This window comes from Micromonospora xinjiangensis (assembly GCF_056150165.1).
Map to the genome: position 1 here is coordinate 362317 of NZ_JAXCFO010000003.1, position 21671 is coordinate 383987.

Here is a 21671-nt window from a genome sequence, read left to right on the forward strand (position 1 = left end):
GAGGAGGCGGATCGTGCAGAGCATCCGGCGGGTGGCGGTCATCGGCGGCAACCGCATCCCCTTCGCCCGCTCCAACTCGCGCTACGCGAGCGCGTCCAACGCGGACATGCTCGGCGCCGCGCTGGACGGCCTCGTGGCCCGCTACGGCCTCTCCGGCCAGCGGGTGGGCGAGGTGGTCGCCGGGGCGGTCCTGAAGCACTCCCGGGACTTCAACCTCACGCGCGAGGTGGTGCTCGGTTCCCGCCTCGACCCGCGCACCCCCGCGTACGACATCCAGCAGGCGTGCGGCACCGGCCTGGAGGCCGCGATCCTGGTCGCCAACAAGGTCGCCCTCGGCCAGATCGACGTCGGCATCGCCGGCGGGGTCGACACCACCTCCGACGCGCCACTGGCCGTCAACGAGGATCTGCGCCGCACGCTGCTGCGGCTCAACAGCGCGCGCACCCTCGGCGAGCGGCTCAAGGTGGCGGCGAAGCTACGCCCGCTCCAGCCGTTCAAGCCGGAGATCCCGCGCAACGCCGAGCCGCGCACCGGCCTGTCGATGGGGGAGCACGCGGCCCGCACCGCGCTGCGCTGGAACATCGACCGACGGTCCCAGGACGAGCTGGCGCTCCGCTCGCACCAGCGGCTCGCCGGCGCGTACGACCGGGGCTTCTTCGACGACCTGATGACCCCCTACCTCGGGCTGACCCGGGACCAGAACCTGCGCCCGGACACCAGCCTGGAGAAGCTGGGTTCGCTGAAGCCGGTCTTCGGTGCCAAGGGCCCGGACGCCGACCAGGCCACCATGACCGCCGGGAACTCCTCGCCGCTCACCGACGGCGCGTCCACCGTGCTGCTCGCCTCCGAGGAGTGGGCACGCGAGCACAGCCTGCCGGTGCTCGCCTGGTTCACCTGGTCGGAGACGGCCGCCGTGGACTTCGTGCACGGCGACGAGGGGCTGCTCATGGCCCCCGCGTACGCGGTGCCCCGGATGCTGTCCCGCGCCGGGCTGACCCTTCAGGACTTCGACTACTACGAGATCCACGAGGCGTTCGCCTCGCAGGTGCTGGCCACCCTCGCCGCCTGGGAGTCGCCCGAGTTCTGCAAGGACCGGCTCGGCCTGGACGCCCCGCTCGGCGCCATCGACCGGGAGAAGCTCAACGTCAACGGCTCCTCGCTGGCCGCGGGGCACCCGTTCGCGGCGACCGGCGGCCGGATCGTGGCGACGCTGGCGAAGCTGCTCGCCGAGAAGGGCAGCGGTCGCGGGTTGATCTCGATCTGCGCCGCTGGCGGCCAGGGCGTGACGGCGATCCTGGAGCGCTGACCGGAGACGGAACCATCTCCGGCACGGTGCCGTCCAACCTCCCGTACGCCTGACGGCGAAGGGTCGGGCCGGTGGACGGGGAGCGGCGATGAGGCGGAACGGTTACCTCGTGGCGGTGGTCGCGGTGGGTGCGCTGCTGGCGGGCTGCGCCGACGCGGCAGGTGTCGGAGTGGCCCCCACCGGTTCGCCACCGGCGGGCGTCGGCCCGACCGCCGCGGTGCTAGAGCCCGAGGACCCGGTCGACCTCATCGGTTCCTGGGCGGTGACGGAGGTCGAGGCCGGCCCGGCCGGAATCCTGCGGCTGGCGCCCGCGGACCAGGGTGGCCTGCTGTGGTTCGGCCGCTGCGGGGCGTCGATGGGGTCGTGGCGTGCCGACACCAACGGCCTGTTCACCGCCGACGTCTCGGAACGCTCGAACGCCGACTCCCCGGAGTGCCGGCCCAGCCCCACCTGGCTGCACCGGGCGGCCGGCTTCCGGGTCGAGCGCGACAGTCGGGTGCTGCTCGACCAGCAGGGGCGGCAGGTCGCCCGGCTGCTGCCCGGTGCGAAGCCCACCCCCGGGCCGGACCTGCTGCCGTCGCTGGCCGATCCGCCCGTGGTCACCGCGGAGGTGCGGCAGGCCCTCGCGCCGGCGGCGCCACTGCCGGCGGGCCTGACACCCGCGCGGCGGGACACCCTGCTCGGCCGGTGGGTGCCCGCCGTCGGCCGGTGGGCCGGGGTGAGGCAGGCGTACGTGGAGCTACTCGCCGACGGCGAATGGCGGGGCTCTGACGGCTGCAACGGCCAGCGCGGGCGGTGGGTCGCCGGACCGGAGGGCGCGCTGCTCGCCACCGCCGGGCCCAGCACCCTGATCGGCTGCGAGAACGTGCCGCTGGCGGTGTGGCTGTCCCGGGCGTCCCGGGCCGGGCTGGACGGCGACGTGCTGGTGCTCCTCGACGCCGAAGGCGCGGAGACGGGCCGACTGGCGAGGGCCCGCTGACCGTCGCGCCGCCGGGCGACGCCCGCGTTCTTCCACCGTCCGATCCGGTGGTGGCCGCGACACCCGGCTCCTCCCGCGTTCTCTTGACGAACGGAGCGGCCGGCCCGGCGAACGGACGGGCCCGCCCGGTGCGCGCGTCGGGCAACCTCGGACGCCTTGCGCTCCGTCCCCTGGCCAGGACGTGACGGAACGGCGACCAGTGACGCCCCCACCACGGCGGCCCTGGAGTGGTCCGTGGCGCCGTACGCCTGGGCGGAGTCGGACGGATGGAGAGGTAGGAGCGGACGTCGCCGCCAGCGCCGACGTCCGCTCCTACCTCTCCATCAACGTCGGCCGCCCCAAGCCCGGTGGGACGACGGGCCCCGGTGACTGCGAGTCCCACGCCCGCGCCTGCCGCACCTGGGCGGGCCGCGGGGGCGAGACGGTGGTACTCGTGGACCTAAACGCATGGCGGTCGGTCCCGTCCGGTAGGACCGACAGGTAGTCGGCTCGTCGGTGCCGGCGGGAACCCGCCGGCACCAGCCCGGTCCCGTCACCCTCGTGCGTCCGGCGCCCGACAGGTGGAACTTCCGGCAGGCGCCGGACGCGTGGCTCAGCCGAGGGTGAACTTCTCCCACGGGCCAATCGCCGTGCGGTTGGCGATGAGCGGTTTCGCTCCGGCGCTCTCCGCGGTGACGTAGCGGCCGTTGGCGGCGGACGTGAAGCTCACCGTGCCGTCGCTGTTGCGTTCGAGGGTGAAGCGTTCCCAGAGGCCGACAGCGCTCCGCTTGGCGATCAGCGGTAGGGCGCCGGCCCGGTCCGCGGCGACGAACTGCTTGTTCGCGTGTGCGAATAGGGCCACCTGTCCGTTGCCGAGGTCGACCACGTCGAATCGTTCCCAGCCGCCGACCGTGGTGCGCTTGGCGATCAGGGCTTGGGCGCCGGCGCTCTCGGCGGTGACGTACCGCCCGTTGGCCTGGGCCTTGATGGACCGGCCGGCATCGGCGACCGTCACCTGGTGGAACTTCTGGGACGGCCCGATGCTGTCGTGGTTCGCGGTCAGGGTCGGGGACGTGCTCGACTGGGCGCCGACGTAGCGTTCGTTGAAGGCCGACCGAAGGCTGATGCTGCCATCGGCGTTGCGCACGAGGGTGAACCGCTCCCGCACGCTGGCGTCGACGCGCGTCGTAGTCAGCGGACCCTTCGGATCGAGGGCCGAGACGTACTTGCCGGTGGCACGGCGGACGAGGGCGATGCCCCCGAAGCCCGCGTCGGCGAGGTCGAACTGCGCGGAGGCCGCCACGCTGGTCTGGTTCGCCCCGATCGTGTTGCCGGAAGCCGGACCGAGGTAACGCAGGTTGTGCAGCGAGAGGAGGCCGACAGTTCCGGTCCACCGGAGCACGTTGACGTACTTCCGCTGGCTGCCGGACCCGTTGTCGGTACCGATGACCTTGATCGTCACGCTGTACTGCCCCGGCTTCTCGTAGCGGTGGGAGGCGATCGGCGACGACTGGTTCACTAACGTGCCGTCCCCGAAGTCGAACTCGTAGCGGGCGATGGGGAAGGTGCCGGGCACGGACGCCGAGGCGTCCACCGTCACGGAAGTCGCGCGTAGATCCAGCTTGACGTCGGAGCGGGCCACGGGGTTGCGAATGGTCTCGCGGGCGCCCCGGTCGGCGTGGGTGACCGGGCCGGCGCCGGTGTTGGCCACTCCCGGGTCGTCGACGCGTGGCCGTCCGAATCGGTCGGTGATCTGGTAGCCCGGCGCGGCCGAGTTCGCCGAGTCGTAGACGCCCGCCGGGTAGAGGGCCTCCTGGTCGTGAGCGGCCTGACCGGAGGCGGTCCGGAACGCGGCGAGGGTCATCCCAGCCCCGCCCCAGGCGTAGCTCCGCGGCGACGGCGAGTCGGAGTGGTACGTGTTGTTGTAGTCGACGACGGTGTTCCCGGTCGCGCCGTCGTAGACGCCGATCTCGACGCCTCCGACGGGTGACCCGTAGCAGGAGGTGCCGCTTTCGCCGTTGCGAGTCAGCACGTTGTTCTGCACGGACACGCCGGACGAGGCGCCGTCTACCCGGATGCCCTCCCCGCAGCGCCCCGCGACGGTGTTGTTGGTGATCGCCGTGTCGGAGGCGCCGCGGACGTGGATGCCGAGACCCGGGCCGGCGGTGATGTCGTTGTTCGCCACCACCACGTCGGCTGCGCCTGGCCCGACGGCGATGGCCGGGCCGTTGAAGCCTCGGACGTAGTTGGCGACGATGCGGTTGCCGGGCCCCTCGACCCGGATGCCGGCGCCCGGTTCGCCCGCCTTGGCCGAGACCTGGCTCTCCAGTCGCGCCGACGAGACGAGTACGTCGTGGGTCGCGGCGTCCATGGTCAGCCCGGCGACCCCTGATCCGGTGAGGTTGAGGCCGTCGAGGTGTGATCGGGTGACCCCGGCGAGCCGTACGGCGGGCGACGTCGCGCCGGACCCCGGGGAGATCTGAGCCCACTTCACCGCGATGGCCGAGGCGTCGCGGAGCTCCAGGGCGGGCGCCGCGGTCACTAGACTCACGTTCAGATTCTCGAGGACGACGTCGTGCTGGCCGTCGATGACGAAGCCGGCTGTCGGCCCGGAGAGCAGGGAATTGTCGCTGCCGCGGAAGGTGATCGGCTGTTCCGGGGTGCCGGAGTTCGCCACGCTGACCCGCTCCTGGTACAAGCCCTGGAAATCGACCGTCTGACCCGCGGTGGCCACTGCGGCGGCCTTGCCGATGGTGCAGAAGGGCTCTTCCAGGGTTCCGGGGCCGGCGTCCGAGCAGGCGGCCGAGCCGTTCCTGACGTAGAGGGTGTCGGGCGCCGCGGCCTGGGCCGGGACGCCGAGCAGGGCGCCGGCCGTGACCGTGAGCACGGTGACGGTGGCGAGGGGGATTGTTCGCATTCGTGTCCTCAGGCGAGGAGGAAGTCCGGCCATGGCCGGAGGTCAGATGAAGATCATCCTCCCCGAACCGCTGATATCCCACCGCCCCCGGCGACATAACGGGCAGACCCCCGCAGGGGACGGACACCGCGTACGCGAGAATGAGCTCCGTGACGATCCCGAACGTGCTCGCCAACCGGTACGCCTCTCCCGAACTGGTCGCCCTCTGGTCCCCGGAGGAGAAGATCCGCATGGAGCGGCGGCTCTGGATCGCCGTGCTGCGGGCGCAGCGCGACCTCGGGGTGCCGGTCCCGGACGGGGTCGTCGAGGCGTACGAGCGGGTGGTGGACGACGTCGACCTGGCGTCGATCGCGGCGCGGGAGCGGGTCACCCGCCACGATGTGAAGGCCCGGATCGAGGAGTTCAGTGCGCTCGCCGGGCACGAGCACGTGCACAAGGGGATGACCTCCCGGGACCTGACCGAGAACATCGAACAGTTGCAGGTGCGCCGCTCGCTGGAGCTGATCCGAGATCGCGTGGTCGCCACGCTGGTCCGGCTGGCGTGGCACGCCCACGAATATTCCGGCGTCGTGATGGCCGGCCGCTCGCACAACGTGGCGGCGCAGGCCACCACGCTGGGCAAGCGGTTCGCGTCGGCGGCGGAGGAGCTGCTCATCGCGTACGAGCGGCTGGAGGAGCTGATCGCCCGCTACCCGCTGCGCGGGATCAAGGGGCCGGTCGGCACCGCGGCCGACCAGCTCGACCTCTTCGACGGCGACGCGGAGAAGGTGGCGGAGCTGGAGCGGCGGGTGGCGGGGCACCTGGGCTTCTCGCGGGTGCTGGACAGCGTCGGCCAGGTCTACCCGCGCTCGCTCGACTTCGACGTGCTCTCCGCGCTGGCCCAGGTCGCCGCCGGGCCCTCCTCGCTGGCCACCACGATCCGGTTGATGGTCGGCCAGGAACTGGTGACCGAGGGCTTCAAGCCCGGTCAGGTGGGCTCCAGCGCGATGCCGCACAAGATGAACACCCGCTCCAGCGAGCGGGTGAACGGCTTCGCGGTGATCATCCGGGGTTACCTGTCGATGGTCGGCGAGCTGGCCGGCGACCAGTGGAACGAGGGGGACGTCTCCTGCTCCGTGGTGCGCCGGGTGGCCCTGCCCGACGCGTTCTTCGCCGCCGACGGGCTGTTCCAGACGTTCCTCACCGTGCTCGACGAGTTCGGGGCGTACCCGGCGGTGATCAGCCGGGAGCTGGAGCGCTTCCTGCCGTTCCTCGCCACCACGAAGATCCTGGTGGCGGCGGTTCGCCGGGGTGTCGGCCGCGAGGTCGCGCACGAGGTGATCAAGGAGCACGCGGTGGCCGTGGCGCTCGGCATGCGGGAGAAGGGCGCGTTGGAGAACGACCTCTTCGACCGGCTCGCCGCCGACGGCCGGTTGGGCCTCAGCCGGGCCGAGATCGACGAGTTGGTGGCCGACCGGGCCGCCTTCGTGGGCGCGGCGCCCGCCCAGGTCCAGGCGGTCACCCGCCGCATCGCGAAGGTCGTGGAGACCCACCCCGACGCCGCCGCCTACAGCCCGCCCCCGATCCTCTGATCCCCTCCCGCTCCCGGCCTCTCGCGGGTGATCATGAGGGCTGCGTCACGGTGGCGATCGAACGTGACGCGCACCTCTTGATCACGAGGGCGGGCGGGGGCGGGGAGGGGTCAGCCTTCCCGGGTGGGGGTTTCGGCGGCGGTGCGGAGGTTCGGTGCGCTGGCCGGCTCGGCGATGCCGCTGGGGGCCGACGCGATCTCCGCGTCGTGGGCGGTCTCCGCGGCGACCAGCGGCTGGTCGGGCGGCATGACGTCCGGCACCTTGGGTACGACGATCACCGCCGTGCCGTACGCGCAGATCTCCATCCACATCTCGCCGCAGTCGCGGCTGTCGAAGCGCATGCCGATCACCGCGTTCGCGCCGAGGCGGCGGGCCTCCTCGCCGAGCCGGGCCACCGAGTCGGTACGCCACCGGGTGAGGTTGTCCGGGGCCATCGGGTCGTACGCCCCACCGCGAAGGTTCTTGACGCCCTCGCGGTACGGGTTTCTCGTCCTGGCCATCGAGGAGACCACCTCGCCGAGGATCTGGCGGATCTCGTAGCCGGGCAGTTCGTCCGTCGTCACGACCAGCACGGTTCCGATGCTGTCAGGGTGGGCGGCACCCGATCGTGAGCATTGTTCACCTGATCGGATGCTGAAAAACCGCGCGGCGCGGACGCCCGGCGCTCGGCCGACCATCCGCGCCGCTGCGGGCGCTAACCGTCAGACACCGGCCACCGAGGTGATCCAGGCCCGGTTGTACGCGACGCTGCCGTAGTTCTGGATGTTGACGCCGTCGGCCGTCGAGGCCACCCCGACCTGCCGGCCGTTGTAGAACTGCGGGCCGCCCGAGTCGCCCCGCCACGCGTTGCCGTTGATCCGGGTGCTGCGGATCGCCTGGCCGCCGTACGCGTCGGTGGCGCTGTTGCTGGTGACCTGGACGTTCGCGGTCTTCAGCGTGGTCGACGCGGAGCAGCCGCTGTAGCAGGTCATGCCCCAGCCGTAGATCGAGTTGGTGGAGCCGATCGGCGGGTTGCTGGTGGCCAGCGTCACCGTGGAGGTGGTCACCGCGCTGGAGAGGCGCATGAGCGCCAGGTCGTAGCGGGTGTAGGTGGCGGAGACGGTGCGGGTCACGCCGCCCGAGGTGCGGTTGACGCTGCCGATCCGCACCGACATCGTGCCGCTGATGCAGTGCCGGGCGGTGAGCACCCACTGCGAGGCGATCACGCTGCCGGAGCAGGTGAACGAGCCGTTGCTGAACACCGCGGCGGCCCACGGGGCGGAGGAGACGGTGCCGCCGCCGATGATCGGCTGCGGGCCGGCGGGGGCCGCGGTGGCCCCGGAGGCGGCGCCGACGACGCCGATCATGGCGGTGCTGATCGCCACGAGCAGGGAGCGGATGCGCATGGGCTGGACTCCTTGAGGGTGGTGGTGCCCGGGGTCGCCGGGCGGGGGCACCCGGCGACGAGGGTCACCCATCGCCGGGTCATCGAACTCTGTCGATGTAGGCTAGGGGCAGCCGCGCACATTTTCAAGATTTCCTTTGGGATTCCGTACCGTAACGATTCGGCCTACGCCTGCGCGTTGTTTGCGCTGGTGGCGGGCCATGTCACCCCATTCGCAAGGGTCACCGGCCCGGTCGACGGAAGGTTGTCCGTTTCGTTGCCGGGCCGGGCGCCGGCCGGTGCGGGCGTGGTGCCATCTGCCAGGTAGGCTGGCTGCGCTCGCCCGTTGTGGGTCGGCACCCAACTGCGTACACAGTCAGGAGTGCCCAGTGCCTCGCGTCGTCGTCGACGTCATGCTCAAGCCCGAGATCCTCGATCCGCAGGGCCAGGCCGTCGCAAACGCGCTGCCGCGGCTCGGCGTCAGTGACGTCGCCTCGGTCCGGATCGGCAGGCGGATCGAGATCGAGTTCACCGGTGAACCGGACCTGGACCGGGCCCGGGAGATCGCCGACAAGCTGCTCGCCAACCCGGTCATCGAGGACTTCACCGTCCGCCTGGTCGAGGCCGACGAGACCGCGGGCGCCCGGTCGTGACCGCGCGGGTCGGAGTCGTCACGTTCCCCGGCTCGCTCGACGACGGGGACGCCGCCCGGGCCGTGCGGATCGCCGGCGCCGAGCCCGTCCGTCTCTGGCACGGTGACCCGGCGCTGCACGGGGTGGACGCGGTCGTCCTCCCCGGCGGCTTCTCCTACGGCGACTACCTGCGCTGCGGGGCCATCGCCCGGTTCGCTCCGGTGATGGAGTCGATCGTCGACGCCGCAAGCGGTGGCCTGCCCGTGCTCGGCATCTGCAACGGTTTCCAGATCCTCTGCGAGGCGCACCTCCTGCCCGGCGCGCTCACCCGCAACCAGCACCTGCACTTCCGCAACCGGGACCAGTTCCTGCGCATCGAGACGGCCGGCACGGCCTGGACCAACGCGTTCCAGCCCGGCCAGGAGGTGCTGATCCCGGTCAAGAACGGCGAGGGCTGCTACGTCGCCGACCCCGCGACGCTGGACCAGCTGGAGGCCGAGGGGCGTGTGGTGGCCCGCTACATCGGCGGCAACCCGAACGGCTCGCAGCGTGACATCGCCGCGATCAGCAACGAGGCCGGGAACGTGGTCGGCATCATGCCCCACCCCGAGCACGCGGTGGAGGAGCTCACCGGCCCCTCGCTGGACGGCCTCGGCTTCTTCACGTCGGTCCTCAAGCACCTGGTAGGGGCGCCGGCGTGACCGCCGGCGGCAGGATCATCGGTCAGCTCATCCGCCCGGCGGGCGGCCACGAGCGCAGCGAGGAGAGGTCATGACCACCCACCCGGACCCGGTACGGGAGACACCGGAGGCCTTCCCGGCCGCTCCGCCGCAGGCGGCGGAGCCGGGCTCGGCCGCCGTCGTGCCGCCGGCCGCTCCGGCCCACCCGGCCCCCGAGGCGTGGACCGACGGCGTGGACACCGTGCCGCGCGCGAGCGGCACGCCGGCCGAGCTCCAGCCGTACGCCGAACTCGGTCTCAAGGACGACGAGTACGACCGGATCCGGCAGATCCTCGGCCGCCGCCCCACCCAGGCCGAGCTGGCCATGTACTCGATCATGTGGAGCGAGCACTGCTCCTACAAGTCGAGCAAGGTCCACCTGCGCCAGTTCGGCGAGAAGGCGCCGCCGAGCGACCGGCTGCTCGCCGGCATCGGCGAGAACGCGGGCGTGGTGCAGGTCTCCGACGAGTTGGCGGTGACCTTCAAGGTCGAGTCGCACAACCACCCGAGCTTCGTCGAGCCCTACCAGGGCGCGGCGACCGGCGTCGGCGGCATCGTCCGGGACATCCTCGCCATGGGCGCCCGCCCGGTCGCGGTCATGGACCCGCTGCGTTTCGGCGCCGCGGACCACCCCGACACCGCCCGGGTGCTGCCCGGCGTGGTGGCCGGCGTCGGTGGCTACGGCAACTGCCTCGGCCTGCCGAACATCGGTGGCGAGGTCGTCTTCGACCCCACCTACCAGGGCAACCCCCTGGTCAACGCCCTGTGCCTCGGTGTGCTGCCGGTCGACCGGCTGCAGAAGAAGGAGGCCGCCGGCCCCGGCAACGTCGTGGTGCTGATGGGCGCCAAGACGGGCCGGGACGGCATCGGCGGTGTGTCGGTGCTGGCCAGCGCCACCTTCGACGAGGGCAGCGAGCAGCGCCGCCCGTCGGTGCAGGTGGGCGACCCGTTCACCGAGAAGCTGCTCATCGAAGCCTGCCTCGAGCTGTACGACGCCGAGCTGGTCGTCGGCATCCAGGACCTCGGCGGAGCCGGTCTGACCTGCGCGCTCACCGAGACCGCCGCCGCGGCCGGCACCGGCATGCGGGTCTGGCTGGAGCGGGTGCCGCTGCGCGAGCCTTCGATGGAGCCGCACGAGATCCTGGCCAGCGAGTCGCAGGAGCGGATGCTGCTGGTCGTCGCCCCGGACAAGCTCGAGGCGGTGCTCAAGACCGCCGAGAAGTGGGGTGTGCTCGCCACCGCGATCGGCGAGGTCACCGCCCCGGCGCAGGACGGCCAGCCCGGCCGCCTCGTGATCACCTGGCGGGACCACCTCGTGGTCGACGTGCCGCCCGGCTCGCTGGTCGACGACGGCCCGGTCTACGCCCGCCCGATGCGGGAGCCGGCCGACCTGATCCTGCTCCAGGCCGACCGCGCGGAGACCCTGGCCCGCCCGGCCGACCCGGAGGCGCTGCGGGAGACCGTGCTGCGCATGATCGCGTCGCCGAACCTCGCCGACAAGACCTGGGTCACCGAGCAGTACGACCGGTACGTGCTGGGCAACACGGTGCTCGCCCAGCCGGAGGACTCGGGCGTCATTCGGATCGACGAGCGGACCGGGCTCGGCGTGGCGCTGTCCGTGGACGGCAACGGCCGCTACGCGCGGCTCGACCCCTACCACGGCACGAAGCTCGCCCTGGCCGAGGCGTACCGGAACGTCGCCGTGACCGGTGCGACCCCGATCGCCGTGACCAACTGCCTGAACTTCGGCTCCCCGGAGGACCCGGCGGTGATGTGGCAGTTCGCCGAGGCCGTGCGCGGCCTGGCGGACGGCTGCGCCGAACTCGGCATTCCGGTGACCGGCGGCAACGTCAGCTTCTACAACCAGACCGGTGCCGCGGCGATCCACCCGACCCCGGTGGTCGGCGTGCTGGGCGTGCTGGAGAACGTGGCCGACCGGGTGCCGATGGGCTTCGTGCCGCGTCCCGGCGGTGACCACGACCAGCTCTTCCTGCTCGGTGAGACGCACGTCGAGCTCTCCGGTTCGGAGTGGGCCTGGGTGACCCACGAGCACCTCGGCGGCATCCCGCCGCAGGTCGACCTCGCGCGGGAGAAGGCGCTGGCCGACCTGCTGGCGGCAGCGGCCCGGGTCGGTCACCTCAGCTCGGCGCACGACCTCTCCGACGGTGGTCTCGCGCAGAGCCTGGTCGAGTCCTGCCTGCGACGCGGCGTCGGCGCGCGGATCGCCGTCCCGGAGCAGTTCGCGGGCGGTTCGATGCCGTTCGTCTACCTGTTCAGCGAGTCCGCCGGCCGGGCGCTGGTGTCCGTGCCGCGGGGGCACGAGAAGGCGTTCACCGCGCTCTGCGCGGAGCACGGCGTGCCCGTCGAACTGATCGGTGTCACCGACACGGCCGGTGGTGCGCTGGAGGTGCACGGCCAGTTCCGGATCGGCCTGGACGAGCTGCGCGCCGCGCACACCGCCACCCTGCCGCGGCTCTTCGGCGGCGCGGAGCTGGTCGAGGTGCCGGCGCCCGCGACCGGCGTGGCCGGTGCCGTGGAGGCGGTTCCGCTGCCCGTCACCGACCCGGCCGCCGAGGTCGCGCCCGTGGACCCGGAGAGCGTCGAGTCGGAGCCGATCGCCTCGGCCGGCCCGGTCGCCCCGGTGGCGGACGTGTCCCCGGCTCCGACGGAGTCGGCCACGGCGGACGCGTCGAGCGACGGCGGCGACGCCGGGTCCGACACCGGTGACACCGAGCAGCCGCCGACGCCTGACGAGCGCTGAGGCGATGGCCCTGGCGGTCTTCGCCCAGCCCGGTGCCGGCGCCCGCTTCGAGTGGGGCCTGGCGGGCGCGGCGGAGTTGAGCCGGGTCTGCGCCGCGCTGGTGGTGGTGGACGTCCTCTCGTTCACCACCGCCGTCGAGGTGGCCGTCGCCCGGGGGACGCGGGTGCACCCGTTCCCCTGGGGCGAGCAGGCCGCCGAGTACGCGCGCCGGGTCGGGGCCACCGTGGCGGTGGGCCGCCGGCAGGTCACCCCGGAGCAGCCGTGGTCGCTGTCGCCCGCGGCGCTCAGCGCCGCCCCGGCCGTCGCCGACCTGGTGCTGCCCTCGCCCAACGGCTCGGCGATCAGCGCGGCGGCCAGCGCCACCGGCCTGCCGGTGGTGGCGGCCTGCCTGCGTAACGCCCGCGCTGTCGGTGGTTGGCTGCGCCGCCAGGGGTACGGCACGGCGGACGCCCCGATCGGGGTGATCGCCGCGGGCGAGCGCTGGCCGGACGGCTCGTTGCGCCCCGGCGTGGAGGACCAGCTCGGTGCGGCGAGCGTGCTGGACGCGCTCTCCGGCGTACCGGGTGGGCTCTCCGTCGAGGCGGCCATGGCGCTCGCCGCGCTGGCCAGCACCCCGGATGTCCCGGCGGCGGTCCGTGGTTGCGTCTCCGGCCGGGAACTCGCCGAGAGCGGCTTCGCCGGAGATGTGGAGGTCGCCGTGCAGGTCGACGTGTCGGACGTCGTGCCGGTGCTCCGCCAGGGTGTCTTCTCCGCCGCCTGAACCCGTTCACGCGTAGGGGCCGCCCGGATCACATCCGGGCGGCCCCTGTCGTTTCCCGCACTGCCGGGCCGGTGGCCCCTCGGTCAGTCGTCCAGCCAGTCCAGCCGGCGACCACCCCGGTCGGCGCCGTCACGGCCCCGGCCGCCCTGGCCGCCCTGGTCGCCGTAGCCGCCGCCCTGGCCGTACCCGCCCTGGTCGTAGCCACCACGGTCGTCGTAGCCGCCGCGCTGGGTCGGGGGCTCCTGGCCGTAGCCGCCGCCCTGGCCGTATCCGCCCTGGTCGTAGCCACCGCGGTCGTCGTAGCCGCCGCGCTGGGTCGGGGGCTCCTGGCCGTAGCCGCCGCCCTGGCCGTATCCGCCCTGGTCGTAGCCGCCCCGGTCGTCGTAGCCGCCGCGCTGGTCGTAGCCCCCGGCCGGCTCCGCACCCCGGCCGTAGGGCGCGGGCTCCGGTTGGCCGTAGCCCTGCCCCTGCTCGTACAGGCCGGTGGCGTACGGGTCCGCCGGGGCCGGGTACTGGGTGCTCTCGCCCGTGTAGCGGCCGGTCGGTTCGTCGTAGCGCTGCTCGCCGTAGCCGGCCCCGCCCGGCGCGGGCGGGAAGGCCGCCGTACCGGATGGGCCACCGTAGTCACGGCTGCCGTAGCCGCCGCCCGACGAAGGTGCGCCGTAGCCCTCACCGGAGGAGGGGGCGTTGCCGTAGGCGCCATCGCCGGCGCCGTAGCCGCCGCCAGAGCCCGGGGCGTTGCCGTAGCCCCCGTCGGCACCGGCACCGTAACCGCCGGCGCCGTAACCGGCGGGCTCGTCGCCGTAGCCACCACCGGCCCAGCCCGGGCCGCCGGCGCCGCCGTAGGGCTGCGCGGGGGGCGCGCCGTACGGGTCCGGCGGAACGTCGTCGACCACCGGGCGGTGCATCATCGTCGGCGCCTCGCTCAGCGCGGCGCCACCGGCGACCATCGTCGGGTCGGGTCCGCCGCCGCCGACCCGGTTCACCACGCGGGTCTGGTCGTCGGCGCCGCGGAACGCGCCACGCGCCGCGGGCACGGCCCCGGCCGCGCCGGCACCGGCCGGAGCGTCGTCGTCGGTGTCCGGGTTCTCCTTGCGCTTCATCCAGAGCAGCACGATCGTGCCGACGCCGGCGGCCACGAGCAGGCCGCCGAGCAGGATGACGAGGTACGAGCCGAAGCCACCGCCCGAGTCCTCGTTGGCGGCGTTCGCGGTCGCGCCCTCGGTCGCCTCCGGAGTCTCCTCGGTGGCTTCCTCGGTGACCTCTTCGGTCGGCGCCTCGGTCGGCTCGGCGGTGGCCGACGGCGTCGCGCTCGGGGTCACCTCCACCTTGATCGGCAGGTTGATCCGCTGACCGGTGATCGCCTGTCCGGCGCTGGCGGTGAGGCTCTTGAACTGCCGGACGTCGTCGAAGCTGGCCCCGATGTCGATCCGGCCGGGGGTGATCGGCTTCGAGCTGGTGCCGGTGAAGCGGAAGTTGCCGTTGCCGTCGGTGGTCGTCTCGTAGCTGTGGCCGCCGCTGTCCTGGAGGATCACGTACGCGCTCGGCACCGGGTTGCCGTTGGCCTGGATGACCACCTTGCCGGCGACCGAACGGACCGTCTGCACCTCCGGCGGAGCGGCCGCCTTGACGGTCACCCGAAGGTTCCTGGAGTCGGAGGAGCTGCCCTCCACCCGGATCGTCGCCTGCGTGCCGTTCGCCGCCGGGGCGTTGCCGGCCGCCGTGAGGGTCAACGTGACCCGCTCCGGCCTCGCGCCGCCCAGGCCGCCCTCGAACTCGATGCTGCCGCAGCCTCCGGTGCAGCTGACTCCCTGCGGAAGCCCGGTGACGCTGATCTGCGCGCTCTCTTCGTTACCGTCGGGCGTGACCTCGACCTGCACGGAGCCGCTACGGCCCGCGTCGATGGTGACCGAGTCGCCCGCCGAAGTGATCTTCGCGGCCAGGGCTGGTGTGGCGGGGAGGGCGAGCAGGGCGCCGGCAACCAGCGCTGCGACCACACCGGCCCGCTGCTTCCAGGCACGTCGGTGTGTTGACACGTCCACCGCCTTCCGGACTGACTTCCCCGACCGGCGGGCGCCGGGCCGGGAACATCACGGTTCGAATACGCCGTCGGCCACTATGCCTTGTCTGGCTGTCCCGGCGCGACCCAGGGCCAGCGTCGACTCTCGCCGGCTCGGGTCGTATCGTCCCGTCGTGTCCTCTCCGCACATTAAGTCCGCCGCTGTGGCGGCGGCGTTGTCGGCGCTCGACGAGGGGCGTACCGCCGAACGGCCCGTCCTCCGGGACGCGGTCCGGGCCCTGTTGGCCGCCCTTGCGGAGCGTGCGCCCGGCCGATCGGTGGAGGTGCGTGTCCCACCATACGGTGCGATCCAGTGCCTACCCGGTCCCCGACACACCCGCGGCACGCCGCCGAACGTGGTGGAGATGGATCCGGAGACCTGGTTGTCGGTGGCCACGGGCCGCCTGGACTGGGCGGAGGCGGTCACTCTGGGTCGTGTGCACGTGAGTGGGACTCGCGCCGACCTCTCCGCCCACCTGCCGCTCTAGCTGCGCGCCTGTCCAGATCCGGGTAACTACCCGCACGCGGATCGTGACTTTCTGTATTGACGGCGATTCGCGTACACTGTCAGGCGACACCAGTGGTCCCGGCCGAGGAGTGCGGATCAGATCCCGTGATCCCGCCAGGCCCGCACAGACCCAGCATGAGGGAGCGGCAGGTGCCCCGAGGCGACGGCCGGCTGAGCCACGACCTTGACCCCCAGCGACCCGGCCCCCAGGACGCGTGCGGCGTCTTCGGGGTCTGGGCCCCGGGGGAGGAGGTCGCCAACCTGACCTACTTCGGGCTCTACGCCCTCCAGCACCGCGGCCAGGAGGCGGCCGGCATCGCGGTGAGCGACGGCTCGGGCGTGGTGGTCTACAAGGACCTCGGCCTGGTCGCCCAGGTCTTCGACGAGCCCACTCTCGCCAGCCTGCGCGGGCACGTCGCCATCGGGCACGCCCGCTACTCCACCACCGGCGGTTCGACCTGGGAGAACGCCCAGCCGACCCTGCGGTCGACGAGCGCCGGCACCACCATCGCGCTCGCCCACAACGGCAACCTGGTCAACACGGCCGAGCTGCAGCGCGAGGTCGCCGACCGCGGTCTCTCCGCCGACGGCTCGACCAACGACACGTCCCTCGTGACCATGCTGCTGGCCAGCCGGCCGGATCTCTCGGTCGAGGCGGCCGCGCTGGAGGTGCTGCCGCAGCTGCGCGGCGCGTTCAGCTTCGTCTTCATGGACGAGTCGACGCTCTACGCGGCCCGCGACCCGCACGGCGTCCGCCCGCTGGTGCTCGGCAGGTTGGAGCGCGGCTGGGTGGTGGCCAGCGAGACCGCCGCGCTCGACATCGTGGGTGCGAGCGTGGTCCGCGAGGTCGAGCCGGGCGAGCTGATCGCGATCGACGAGGACGGCCTGCGCTCCACCCGGTTCGCGGTGCCGGAGCCGAAGGGCTGCCTCTTCGAGTACGTCTACGTCGCCCGCCCGGACGCCACCATCGCGGGGCGGAACGTCCACTCCGCCCGGGTGCAGATCGGCCGCCAGCTGGCCAAGGAGCACCCCGTCGAGGCGGACCTGGTCATCCCGGTGCCCGAGTCCGGCACGCCGGCCGCGATCGGCTACGCGGAGGAGTCCGGGATCACCTACGGCCAGGGCCTGATGAAGAACCCGTACGTGGGGCGGACGTTCATCCAGCCGTCGCAGACCCTGCGTCAGCTCGGCATCCGGCTCAAGCTCAACCCGCTGCGCGAGAACGTGCGGGGCAAGCGGATCGTCGTGGTCGACGACTCGATCGTGCGCGGCAACACCCAGCGGGCCATCGTGCGGATGCTGCGCGAGGCGGGCGCGCTGGAGGTGCACGTGCGGATCTCCTCGCCGCCGGTGCGGTGGCCGTGCTTCTACGGCATCGACTTCGCCACGCGGGCGGAGCTGCTCGCCAACGGGCTGGACAACGAGGGCATCCGGCGCTCGATCGGCGCCGACACGCTGGGGTACGTCTCGCTGGCCGGCCTGATCGCGGCGACCGAGCAGCCGAAGACCCGACTCTGCCGGGCGTGCTTCGATGGGGAGTACCCCATCGAGCTGCCGGCGGGCAACCTGATCGGCAAGCACGTGCTCGAGGGGGTGGGTCGGCGGGTGGCCGCGAGCACCCCGGACGCCCCCGAGCACACCACCCCTCCGCTCGTCGCCACTCCGGGCGGCGCAACCGTCCACCGCCCGTAGCACCGTCCGGGGCGGCCCGGCCACCTCCGGCGCCGCACCCGAGAACCACAAAGGGGAGAACCGTGACGCACGTGTCCGAGCGCAGCGGCGCAGGAACCAGCCCGACCGGCGCCGGCGGCGACCGCCAGCCCTGGACGGGCGGCACCGGTCGCCAGGCGCGCAAACGCTCGGTCTCGTACGCCGACGCCGGTGTGTCGATCGAGGCGGGCGACCGCGCGGTCGAACTGCTGAAGTCGAAGGTGCGGCAGACCCGCCGGCCGGAGGTGCTCGGCGACCTGGGTGGCTTCGCCGGCCTGTTCCGGCTGGACACCAAGAAGTACAAGAACCCGATCCTCGCCTCGTCGACCGACGGCGTCGGCACCAAGCTGGTGATCGCCCAGCAGATGGACATCCACGACACGGTCGGCATCGACCTCGTCGCGATGGTCGTCGACGACCTGGTGGCCTGCGGCGCGGAGCCGCTCTTCCTGCTGGACTACATCGCGACCGGCGAGGTCGTGCCCGACAAGGTGGCCGAGATCGGCGCCGGCATCGCGGACGGCTGCCGGTACGCCGGCTGCGCCCTGCTCGGCGGTGAGACGGCCGAGCACCCGGGCGTGCTGCGTCCCGACGAGTACGACATCTCCGCCACGGGCGTCGGCGTCGTCGAGGAGAGCGAGATCCTCAGCTCGGAGCGGGTCGAGGTCGGCGACGTCGTCATCGCCATGCGCTCCTCGGGTCTGCACTCCAACGGCTACTCACTGGTGCGGCACGTGCTGCTCGGCGCGGGCCGGATGCGGCTCGACGTGGTGATCGACGACTTCGGCCGCCAGCGGACCCTCGGCGAGGAGCTGCTCACCCCCACCAAGATCTACGCTCAGGACTGCCTGAAGCTGATCGCCGAGGCCGAGGTGCGGGCGCTGGCCCACGTCACCGGCGGTGGGATCCCGGGTAACCTCGTCCGCGTCCTGCCGGAGAACGTGGACGCGGTGGTCAACCGCTCCACCTGGCGGCCGCAGCCGGTCTTCGACCTGATCCAGTCGAAGGGTCGGATCGAGGACCCGGAGATGGAGGCGACGTTCAACATGGGCGTCGGCATGTTCGCCATCGTCTCGGCCGAGGACGCGGACCGCGCGCTGGCCACGCTCACCGGCCGTGGGGTCGAGGCGTGGCAGGCCGGCGAGATCATCGAGGGTTCCGGGAACGTTCAGATGATCGGGCAGCACACCCGCGGCTGATCACGCTCCGCTGATCATACGAGCACCTGATCAGGGGTTCACCCGAGTAGCCATCGCCGCCTAGCCTGAAGGGCACCCTCAGGCCAGGCAAGGGAGGGCGATGGCTGCTCGGGGACAGTCGTTCAGCGGAATGCGTGGTGTGGCCGCCGTTCCGTCGTACGTCGTGATGCAGCCGACCACCCTCTGCAACCTGGACTGCGCGTACTGCTATCTCCCGTTCCGCGCCGCCGACCGGCGGATGCCGGTGTCGGTCGCCGCGGCGGTGGCCGACTCGGTCAACCCGTGGGCGGCGGCCGGCCGGTTCTCGGTGGTGTGGCACGGCGGCGAGCCCCTGGCCGCCGGCCGGGAGCACCTGGCCGCCCTGCTCGCGCCGTTCGGGTCCGAGGTCGAGCACCATGTGCAGACCAACGCCACGCTCATCGACGACGCCTGGTGCGAGTTCTTCGCCACCCACGGGATGCGGGTCAGCGTGAGCGTCGACGGGCCGCGGGAGCGCAACGGCGACCGGGTCACCCGGGGCGGGCGGCCGGCGTACGACCGGATCGTGCGCGGTGTGGAGGCGCTGCGTCGGCACGGGCTGCCGTTCTCCGCGCTCGCCGTCGTCTCCCGGCCGGACCCGGGGCTCGCCACCGAGCTGTACGGCTACTTCCTCGACCTCGGCTGCGACGTTCTCGGCGTCAACATCGAGGAGACCGAGGGGGTCAACACCCGCGGCAACGCCCACGACAGGGCGGCTGTGACCGCCTTCTGGGCGGAGCTGGTGGCCGCGTGGCGCCGGGACCCCCGGATCCACCTGCGCGAGGTCGAGTGGTCGCTGCGGTACGCCGCCGCGGTCCTGGACGGCGTGGCGGACGACGTGCTACCCCGGCAGCTGGACCCGATTCCCACGGTCGGGCACGACGGCTCGGTCATCGTGCTCTCGCCGGAGCTGGCGGGCTTCACCGACCCGAGGTACGGCGACTTCAGCAGCGGCAACGTCCTGGAGACCCCGCTGGCCGAGATCCTGGCGGGCGCGGAGCGCACGCCGTGGGTCGGTGAGTTCCTCGCGGGCGTGGAGGCGTGCCGCTCCACGTGCCCCTACTTCGGCTTCTGTGGCGGCGGCCACGCCGCGAACCGCTACTTCGAGCTGGGGCGTTTTGACGGCACGGAGACCGACCACTGCCGTAACAGCAAGATCCGCCTACTGGAGGGAGTGTTGGAGCATGCCCGAGACCACCAGTCACCGGCAGCTTGATGGTGCGGCGGGTGTGGCCCCGACCGGGGTCGCCGAGCGGGTGCGGGATGCCGCCCCCGGCCTCGTCGCTCTGCTCCGCGAGGCCGAAGCCGCGCGCCGGCTGCGGGCGGAGGTGGCGGGCACGAGTGGCGAGGGCGCCGTCTGCGCCTGGAACCACTTCGAGAACATCCCGACGTTCTACAACTGGAACAACCGGCCGCGCTGAGGGCACGGCACCGGGATCAGGGGCCCGTCCTGCGCATCGCGCTCGGCAGGCCCCTGATCATCGTCGGCACGCCGCTTCCAGGGAGCACATGCGTGAGCACGCGGGGCTCACCGCGTGCTCAGATGTGACCGGGGGTCAGCGGGTCGGACGGACCCAGGTGTCGGGGTCGTCGTCCGCGTGGTCCTCGTCATCGTCGTCGACATACTCTTTGTAGTCGTCGTCGAAGTCGCGGTTCGACTTGCCGCTGCCGCCGAGTTCTCGCTGCAAGGCGGCGAGGTCGGTGTTCGGGGAGTGGTACTTCAACTCCCGGGCCACCTTTGTCTGCTTGGCCTTAGCACGGCCGCGCCCCATGGCTCGACCCCCTCGCACAGAATGCGGGGCAGCCCGAAGGCGGGCCCCGATGACGTCAGGCATCTCTCGTGGCTCTTACGGTACATGGGGATGCCACCGTTCGGCACCTCGGGTTACCGTCAGCCGGCACTGCGCGTCGCGGTTATCCGGCCGTCACCCAGTGTACCCGGTAAGGACCGCTGCGGTGAGCGCCCGTGACACCGGACAGAACGGCACGAATTGCCCCCACATCCAGCTTAACGGTCCACCGGGCCCGGCGCCGGGCCCGGGAGCGGATCCGCGCGATCCGCTCCCGGAGCAGCGCGTCAGGGCAGGTGGATCGTGCGCAGGCGGCCCACCTCGGCCATCCGCCGTTCGGCGAGCCGGTCCGCCGCCACCGCCGGCGGCACGCCCTCGGCGTCGGCGAGCTGGAGGATCTCGCGGGTGGTGTCGTAGATCCGGGTGGCCCGCAGCTTGGCCCGGTCGAAGTTGAAGCCCTCGATCTCGTCGGCGACCTGGATCACACCGCCGGCGTTGACCACGTAGTCCGGCGCGTAGAGGATGCCGCGATCGGCGAGCAGCTTCTCGATGCCGGAGTGGGCGAGCTGGTTGTTGGCCGCGCCGGCGACGACCTTCGCCCGCAGCGCGGGCACGGTCTCGTCGTTGAGCGCGCCGCCGAGGGCGCACGGGGCGTACACGTCGATGTCCGCACCGACCAGGAGCGCGACGTCGTCCACCAGGGTGACCTGCGGGTGGGTCGTCCGGGCCCACTCCAGCGCCCGCGGGTTGACGTCGGTGGCCACCACCTCGGCGCCGTCGTCGAGCAGGTGCCCCACGAGGTACTTGCCGACCTTGCCGAGGCCGGCCACGCCGACCCGCTTGCCGTGCAGCGTCGGGACGCCCCAGACGTGCTCGGCGGCGGCCCGCATCCCCTGGAAGACGCCCCACGCGGTCAGGATCGAGGAGTCGCCGGCGCCACCGTGCTCCACGCTGCGCCCCGTGACGTAGCGGGTCTCCCGGGCCACCACGTCCATGTCGGCGACGTAGGTGCCGACGTCGCAGGCCGTGTAGTAGCGGCCACCCAGCGACTCCACGAAGCGGCCGTACGCCCGCAGGAGGGCCTCGGTCTTGATCTGCTCCGGGTCGCCCCAGATGACCGCCTTGCCGCCGCCCAGGTCCAGCCCGGCCAGCGCGTTCTTGTACGCCATGCCGCGGGACAGGTCGAGCACGTCGGCGAGGGCCGACTCCTCGCTGTCGTACGGGTAGAAGCGGGTGCCGCCGAGCGCGGGCCCCAGCGCGGTGGAGTAGATCCCGATGATCGCCTTGAGGCCGGTCTGCTTGTCCTGGCAGAAGACCACTTGTTCGTGGCCGGTCGATACCGGGTCGTCGGTGCTGGCGAATACGCCCATGACTGGCTCCTGGTGTCGGTGTGTCCTTGT

General features: G+C 72.5%; 17 protein-coding genes and 1 pseudogene. 12 read left to right on the forward strand and 6 right to left on the reverse strand.

Annotated elements, in window-relative coordinates; genetic code table 11:
- Window positions 1-13 precede the first annotated feature (13 nt).
- Both SM573_RS13560 and SM573_RS13565 read left to right on the forward strand, forming a co-directional pair.
- Window positions 14-1306 (forward strand): acetyl-CoA C-acetyltransferase, encoded by a 1293-nt coding sequence (locus SM573_RS13560; RefSeq protein ID WP_474612521.1) that lies wholly within the window; start codon window positions 14-16, stop codon window positions 1304-1306.
- 88 nt (window positions 1307-1394) lie between these two features.
- Window positions 1395-2285, forward strand: coding sequence for an META domain-containing protein (locus SM573_RS13565; protein WP_474612522.1), 891 nt, complete (start codon window positions 1395-1397; stop codon window positions 2283-2285).
- Window positions 2286-2877: 592 nt separating this feature from the next.
- Here SM573_RS13565 and SM573_RS13570 read toward each other — a convergent pair.
- Complete coding sequence (locus SM573_RS13570) at window positions 2878-5181, reverse strand: right-handed parallel beta-helix repeat-containing protein (protein WP_474612523.1); 2304 nt, start codon at window positions 5179-5181, stop codon at window positions 2878-2880.
- A 140-nt stretch (window positions 5182-5321) separates the two neighbouring features.
- On the opposite strand from SM573_RS13570, the gene purB reads away from it, so the two are divergent.
- Window positions 5322-6752 (forward strand): adenylosuccinate lyase, encoded by a 1431-nt coding sequence (gene purB / locus SM573_RS13575; RefSeq protein ID WP_474612524.1) that lies wholly within the window; start codon window positions 5322-5324, stop codon window positions 6750-6752.
- Window positions 6753-6862: 110 nt separating this feature from the next.
- On the opposite strand, the gene SM573_RS13580 is transcribed toward purB, so the two are convergent.
- Together SM573_RS13580 and SM573_RS13585 are read right to left on the reverse strand one after the other, a co-directional pair.
- Window positions 6863-7429: a YbjQ family protein gene (locus SM573_RS13580; protein ID WP_474612525.1), complete on the reverse strand. Its 567-nt coding sequence runs from the start codon at window positions 7427-7429 to the stop codon at window positions 6863-6865.
- A 24-nt stretch (window positions 7430-7453) separates the two neighbouring features.
- Window positions 7454-8137 (reverse strand): S1 family peptidase, encoded by a 684-nt coding sequence (locus SM573_RS13585; protein ID WP_474612526.1) that lies wholly within the window; start codon window positions 8135-8137, stop codon window positions 7454-7456.
- Between the two features lie 367 nt (window positions 8138-8504).
- Between SM573_RS13585 and purS the strand changes: the two genes are divergently transcribed.
- The 4 genes from purS to SM573_RS13605 all read left to right on the forward strand — a co-directional run bounded on the left by purS (window position 8505) and on the right by SM573_RS13605 (window position 12987).
- Window positions 8505-8768, forward strand: coding sequence for a phosphoribosylformylglycinamidine synthase subunit PurS (gene purS, locus SM573_RS13590; RefSeq protein ID WP_120779088.1), 264 nt, complete (start codon window positions 8505-8507; stop codon window positions 8766-8768).
- On the forward strand, window positions 8765-9448 hold the full coding sequence (gene purQ / locus SM573_RS13595; RefSeq protein ID WP_474612527.1) for a phosphoribosylformylglycinamidine synthase subunit PurQ: 684 nt from the start codon (window positions 8765-8767) through the stop codon (window positions 9446-9448). Before purS ends, purQ begins: the two co-directional genes overlap by 4 nt.
- A 70-nt stretch (window positions 9449-9518) precedes the next feature.
- Window positions 9519-12227: a phosphoribosylformylglycinamidine synthase subunit PurL gene (gene purL / locus SM573_RS13600; RefSeq protein WP_474616205.1), complete on the forward strand. Its 2709-nt coding sequence runs from the start codon at window positions 9519-9521 to the stop codon at window positions 12225-12227.
- Window positions 12228-12231: 4 nt separating this feature from the next.
- On the forward strand, window positions 12232-12987 hold the full coding sequence (locus tag SM573_RS13605; protein WP_474612529.1) for a 2-phosphosulfolactate phosphatase: 756 nt from the start codon (window positions 12232-12234) through the stop codon (window positions 12985-12987).
- Window positions 12988-13070: 83 nt separating this feature from the next.
- Here the strand turns inward: SM573_RS13605 and SM573_RS13610 are convergent.
- A pseudogene (locus SM573_RS13610) lies at window positions 13071-15078 on the reverse strand (carboxypeptidase-like regulatory domain-containing protein).
- Between the two features lie 132 nt (window positions 15079-15210).
- Here SM573_RS13610 and SM573_RS13615 point away from each other — a divergent pair.
- From SM573_RS13615 to amcA, 5 genes are all read left to right on the forward strand, one after another.
- Window positions 15211-15534, forward strand: coding sequence for a sterol carrier family protein (locus tag SM573_RS13615; RefSeq protein WP_474616360.1), 324 nt, complete (start codon window positions 15211-15213; stop codon window positions 15532-15534).
- A gap of 170 nt (window positions 15535-15704) precedes the next feature.
- Complete coding sequence (gene purF / locus SM573_RS13620; RefSeq protein WP_474612888.1) at window positions 15705-17246, forward strand: amidophosphoribosyltransferase; 1542 nt, start codon at window positions 15705-15707, stop codon at window positions 17244-17246.
- Window positions 17247-17308: 62 nt separating this feature from the next.
- Complete coding sequence (purM, locus tag SM573_RS13625) at window positions 17309-18463, forward strand: phosphoribosylformylglycinamidine cyclo-ligase (protein WP_474612530.1); 1155 nt, start codon at window positions 17309-17311, stop codon at window positions 18461-18463.
- Window positions 18464-18593: 130 nt separating this feature from the next.
- The gene (gene amcB / locus SM573_RS13630; protein ID WP_474612889.1) at window positions 18594-19697 is read left to right on the forward strand and encodes a cyclophane-forming radical SAM peptide maturase AmcB; all 1104 of its coding nucleotides are present in this window, start codon (window positions 18594-18596) and stop codon (window positions 19695-19697) included.
- Window positions 19666-19902 carry a multiple cyclophane-containing RiPP AmcA gene (gene amcA, locus SM573_RS13635; RefSeq protein ID WP_474612531.1) on the forward strand — a complete coding sequence of 79 codons (237 nt, stop codon included), beginning with the start codon at window positions 19666-19668 and terminating at the stop codon, window positions 19900-19902. The genes amcB and amcA overlap by 32 nt, the downstream gene beginning before the upstream one ends.
- A gap of 135 nt (window positions 19903-20037) precedes the next feature.
- On the opposite strand, the gene SM573_RS13640 is transcribed toward amcA, so the two are convergent.
- On the reverse strand, window positions 20038-20253 hold the full coding sequence (locus SM573_RS13640) for a DUF3073 domain-containing protein (protein ID WP_474612532.1): 216 nt from the start codon (window positions 20251-20253) through the stop codon (window positions 20038-20040).
- A gap of 305 nt (window positions 20254-20558) precedes the next feature.
- Entirely contained in the window at window positions 20559-21641 is a 1083-nt protein-coding gene (locus SM573_RS13645; RefSeq protein WP_474612533.1) for a Glu/Leu/Phe/Val family dehydrogenase, read from the reverse strand.
- Between the last annotated feature and the right edge of the window lie 30 nt (window positions 21642-21671).

What these genes read in the sequence shown, in the direction of transcription:
- SM573_RS13565 (WP_474612522.1), top strand. Translation starts at nt 1,395, where the DNA reads ATGAGGCGGAACGGTTACCTCGTGGCGGTGGTCGCGGTGGGTGCGCTG.
- SM573_RS13570 (WP_474612523.1), bottom strand. Translation starts at nt 5,181, where the DNA reads ATGCGAACAATCCCCCTCGCCACCGTCACCGTGCTCACGGTCACGGCC.
- purB (WP_474612524.1), top strand. Translation starts at nt 5,322, where the DNA reads ATGAGCTCCGTGACGATCCCGAACGTGCTCGCCAACCGGTACGCCTCT.
- SM573_RS13580 (WP_474612525.1), bottom strand. Translation starts at nt 7,429, where the DNA reads ATGGTCGGCCGAGCGCCGGGCGTCCGCGCCGCGCGGTTTTTCAGCATC.
- SM573_RS13585 (WP_474612526.1), bottom strand. Translation starts at nt 8,137, where the DNA reads ATGCGCATCCGCTCCCTGCTCGTGGCGATCAGCACCGCCATGATCGGC.
- purL (WP_474616205.1), top strand. Translation starts at nt 9,519, where the DNA reads ATGACCACCCACCCGGACCCGGTACGGGAGACACCGGAGGCCTTCCCG.
- SM573_RS13605 (WP_474612529.1), top strand. Translation starts at nt 12,232, where the DNA reads ATGGCCCTGGCGGTCTTCGCCCAGCCCGGTGCCGGCGCCCGCTTCGAG.
- amcB (WP_474612889.1), top strand. Translation starts at nt 18,594, where the DNA reads ATGCGTGGTGTGGCCGCCGTTCCGTCGTACGTCGTGATGCAGCCGACC.
- amcA (WP_474612531.1), top strand. Translation starts at nt 19,666, where the DNA reads ATGCCCGAGACCACCAGTCACCGGCAGCTTGATGGTGCGGCGGGTGTG.
- SM573_RS13640 (WP_474612532.1), bottom strand. Translation starts at nt 20,253, where the DNA reads ATGGGGCGCGGCCGTGCTAAGGCCAAGCAGACAAAGGTGGCCCGGGAG.
- SM573_RS13645 (WP_474612533.1), bottom strand. Translation starts at nt 21,641, where the DNA reads ATGGGCGTATTCGCCAGCACCGACGACCCGGTATCGACCGGCCACGAA.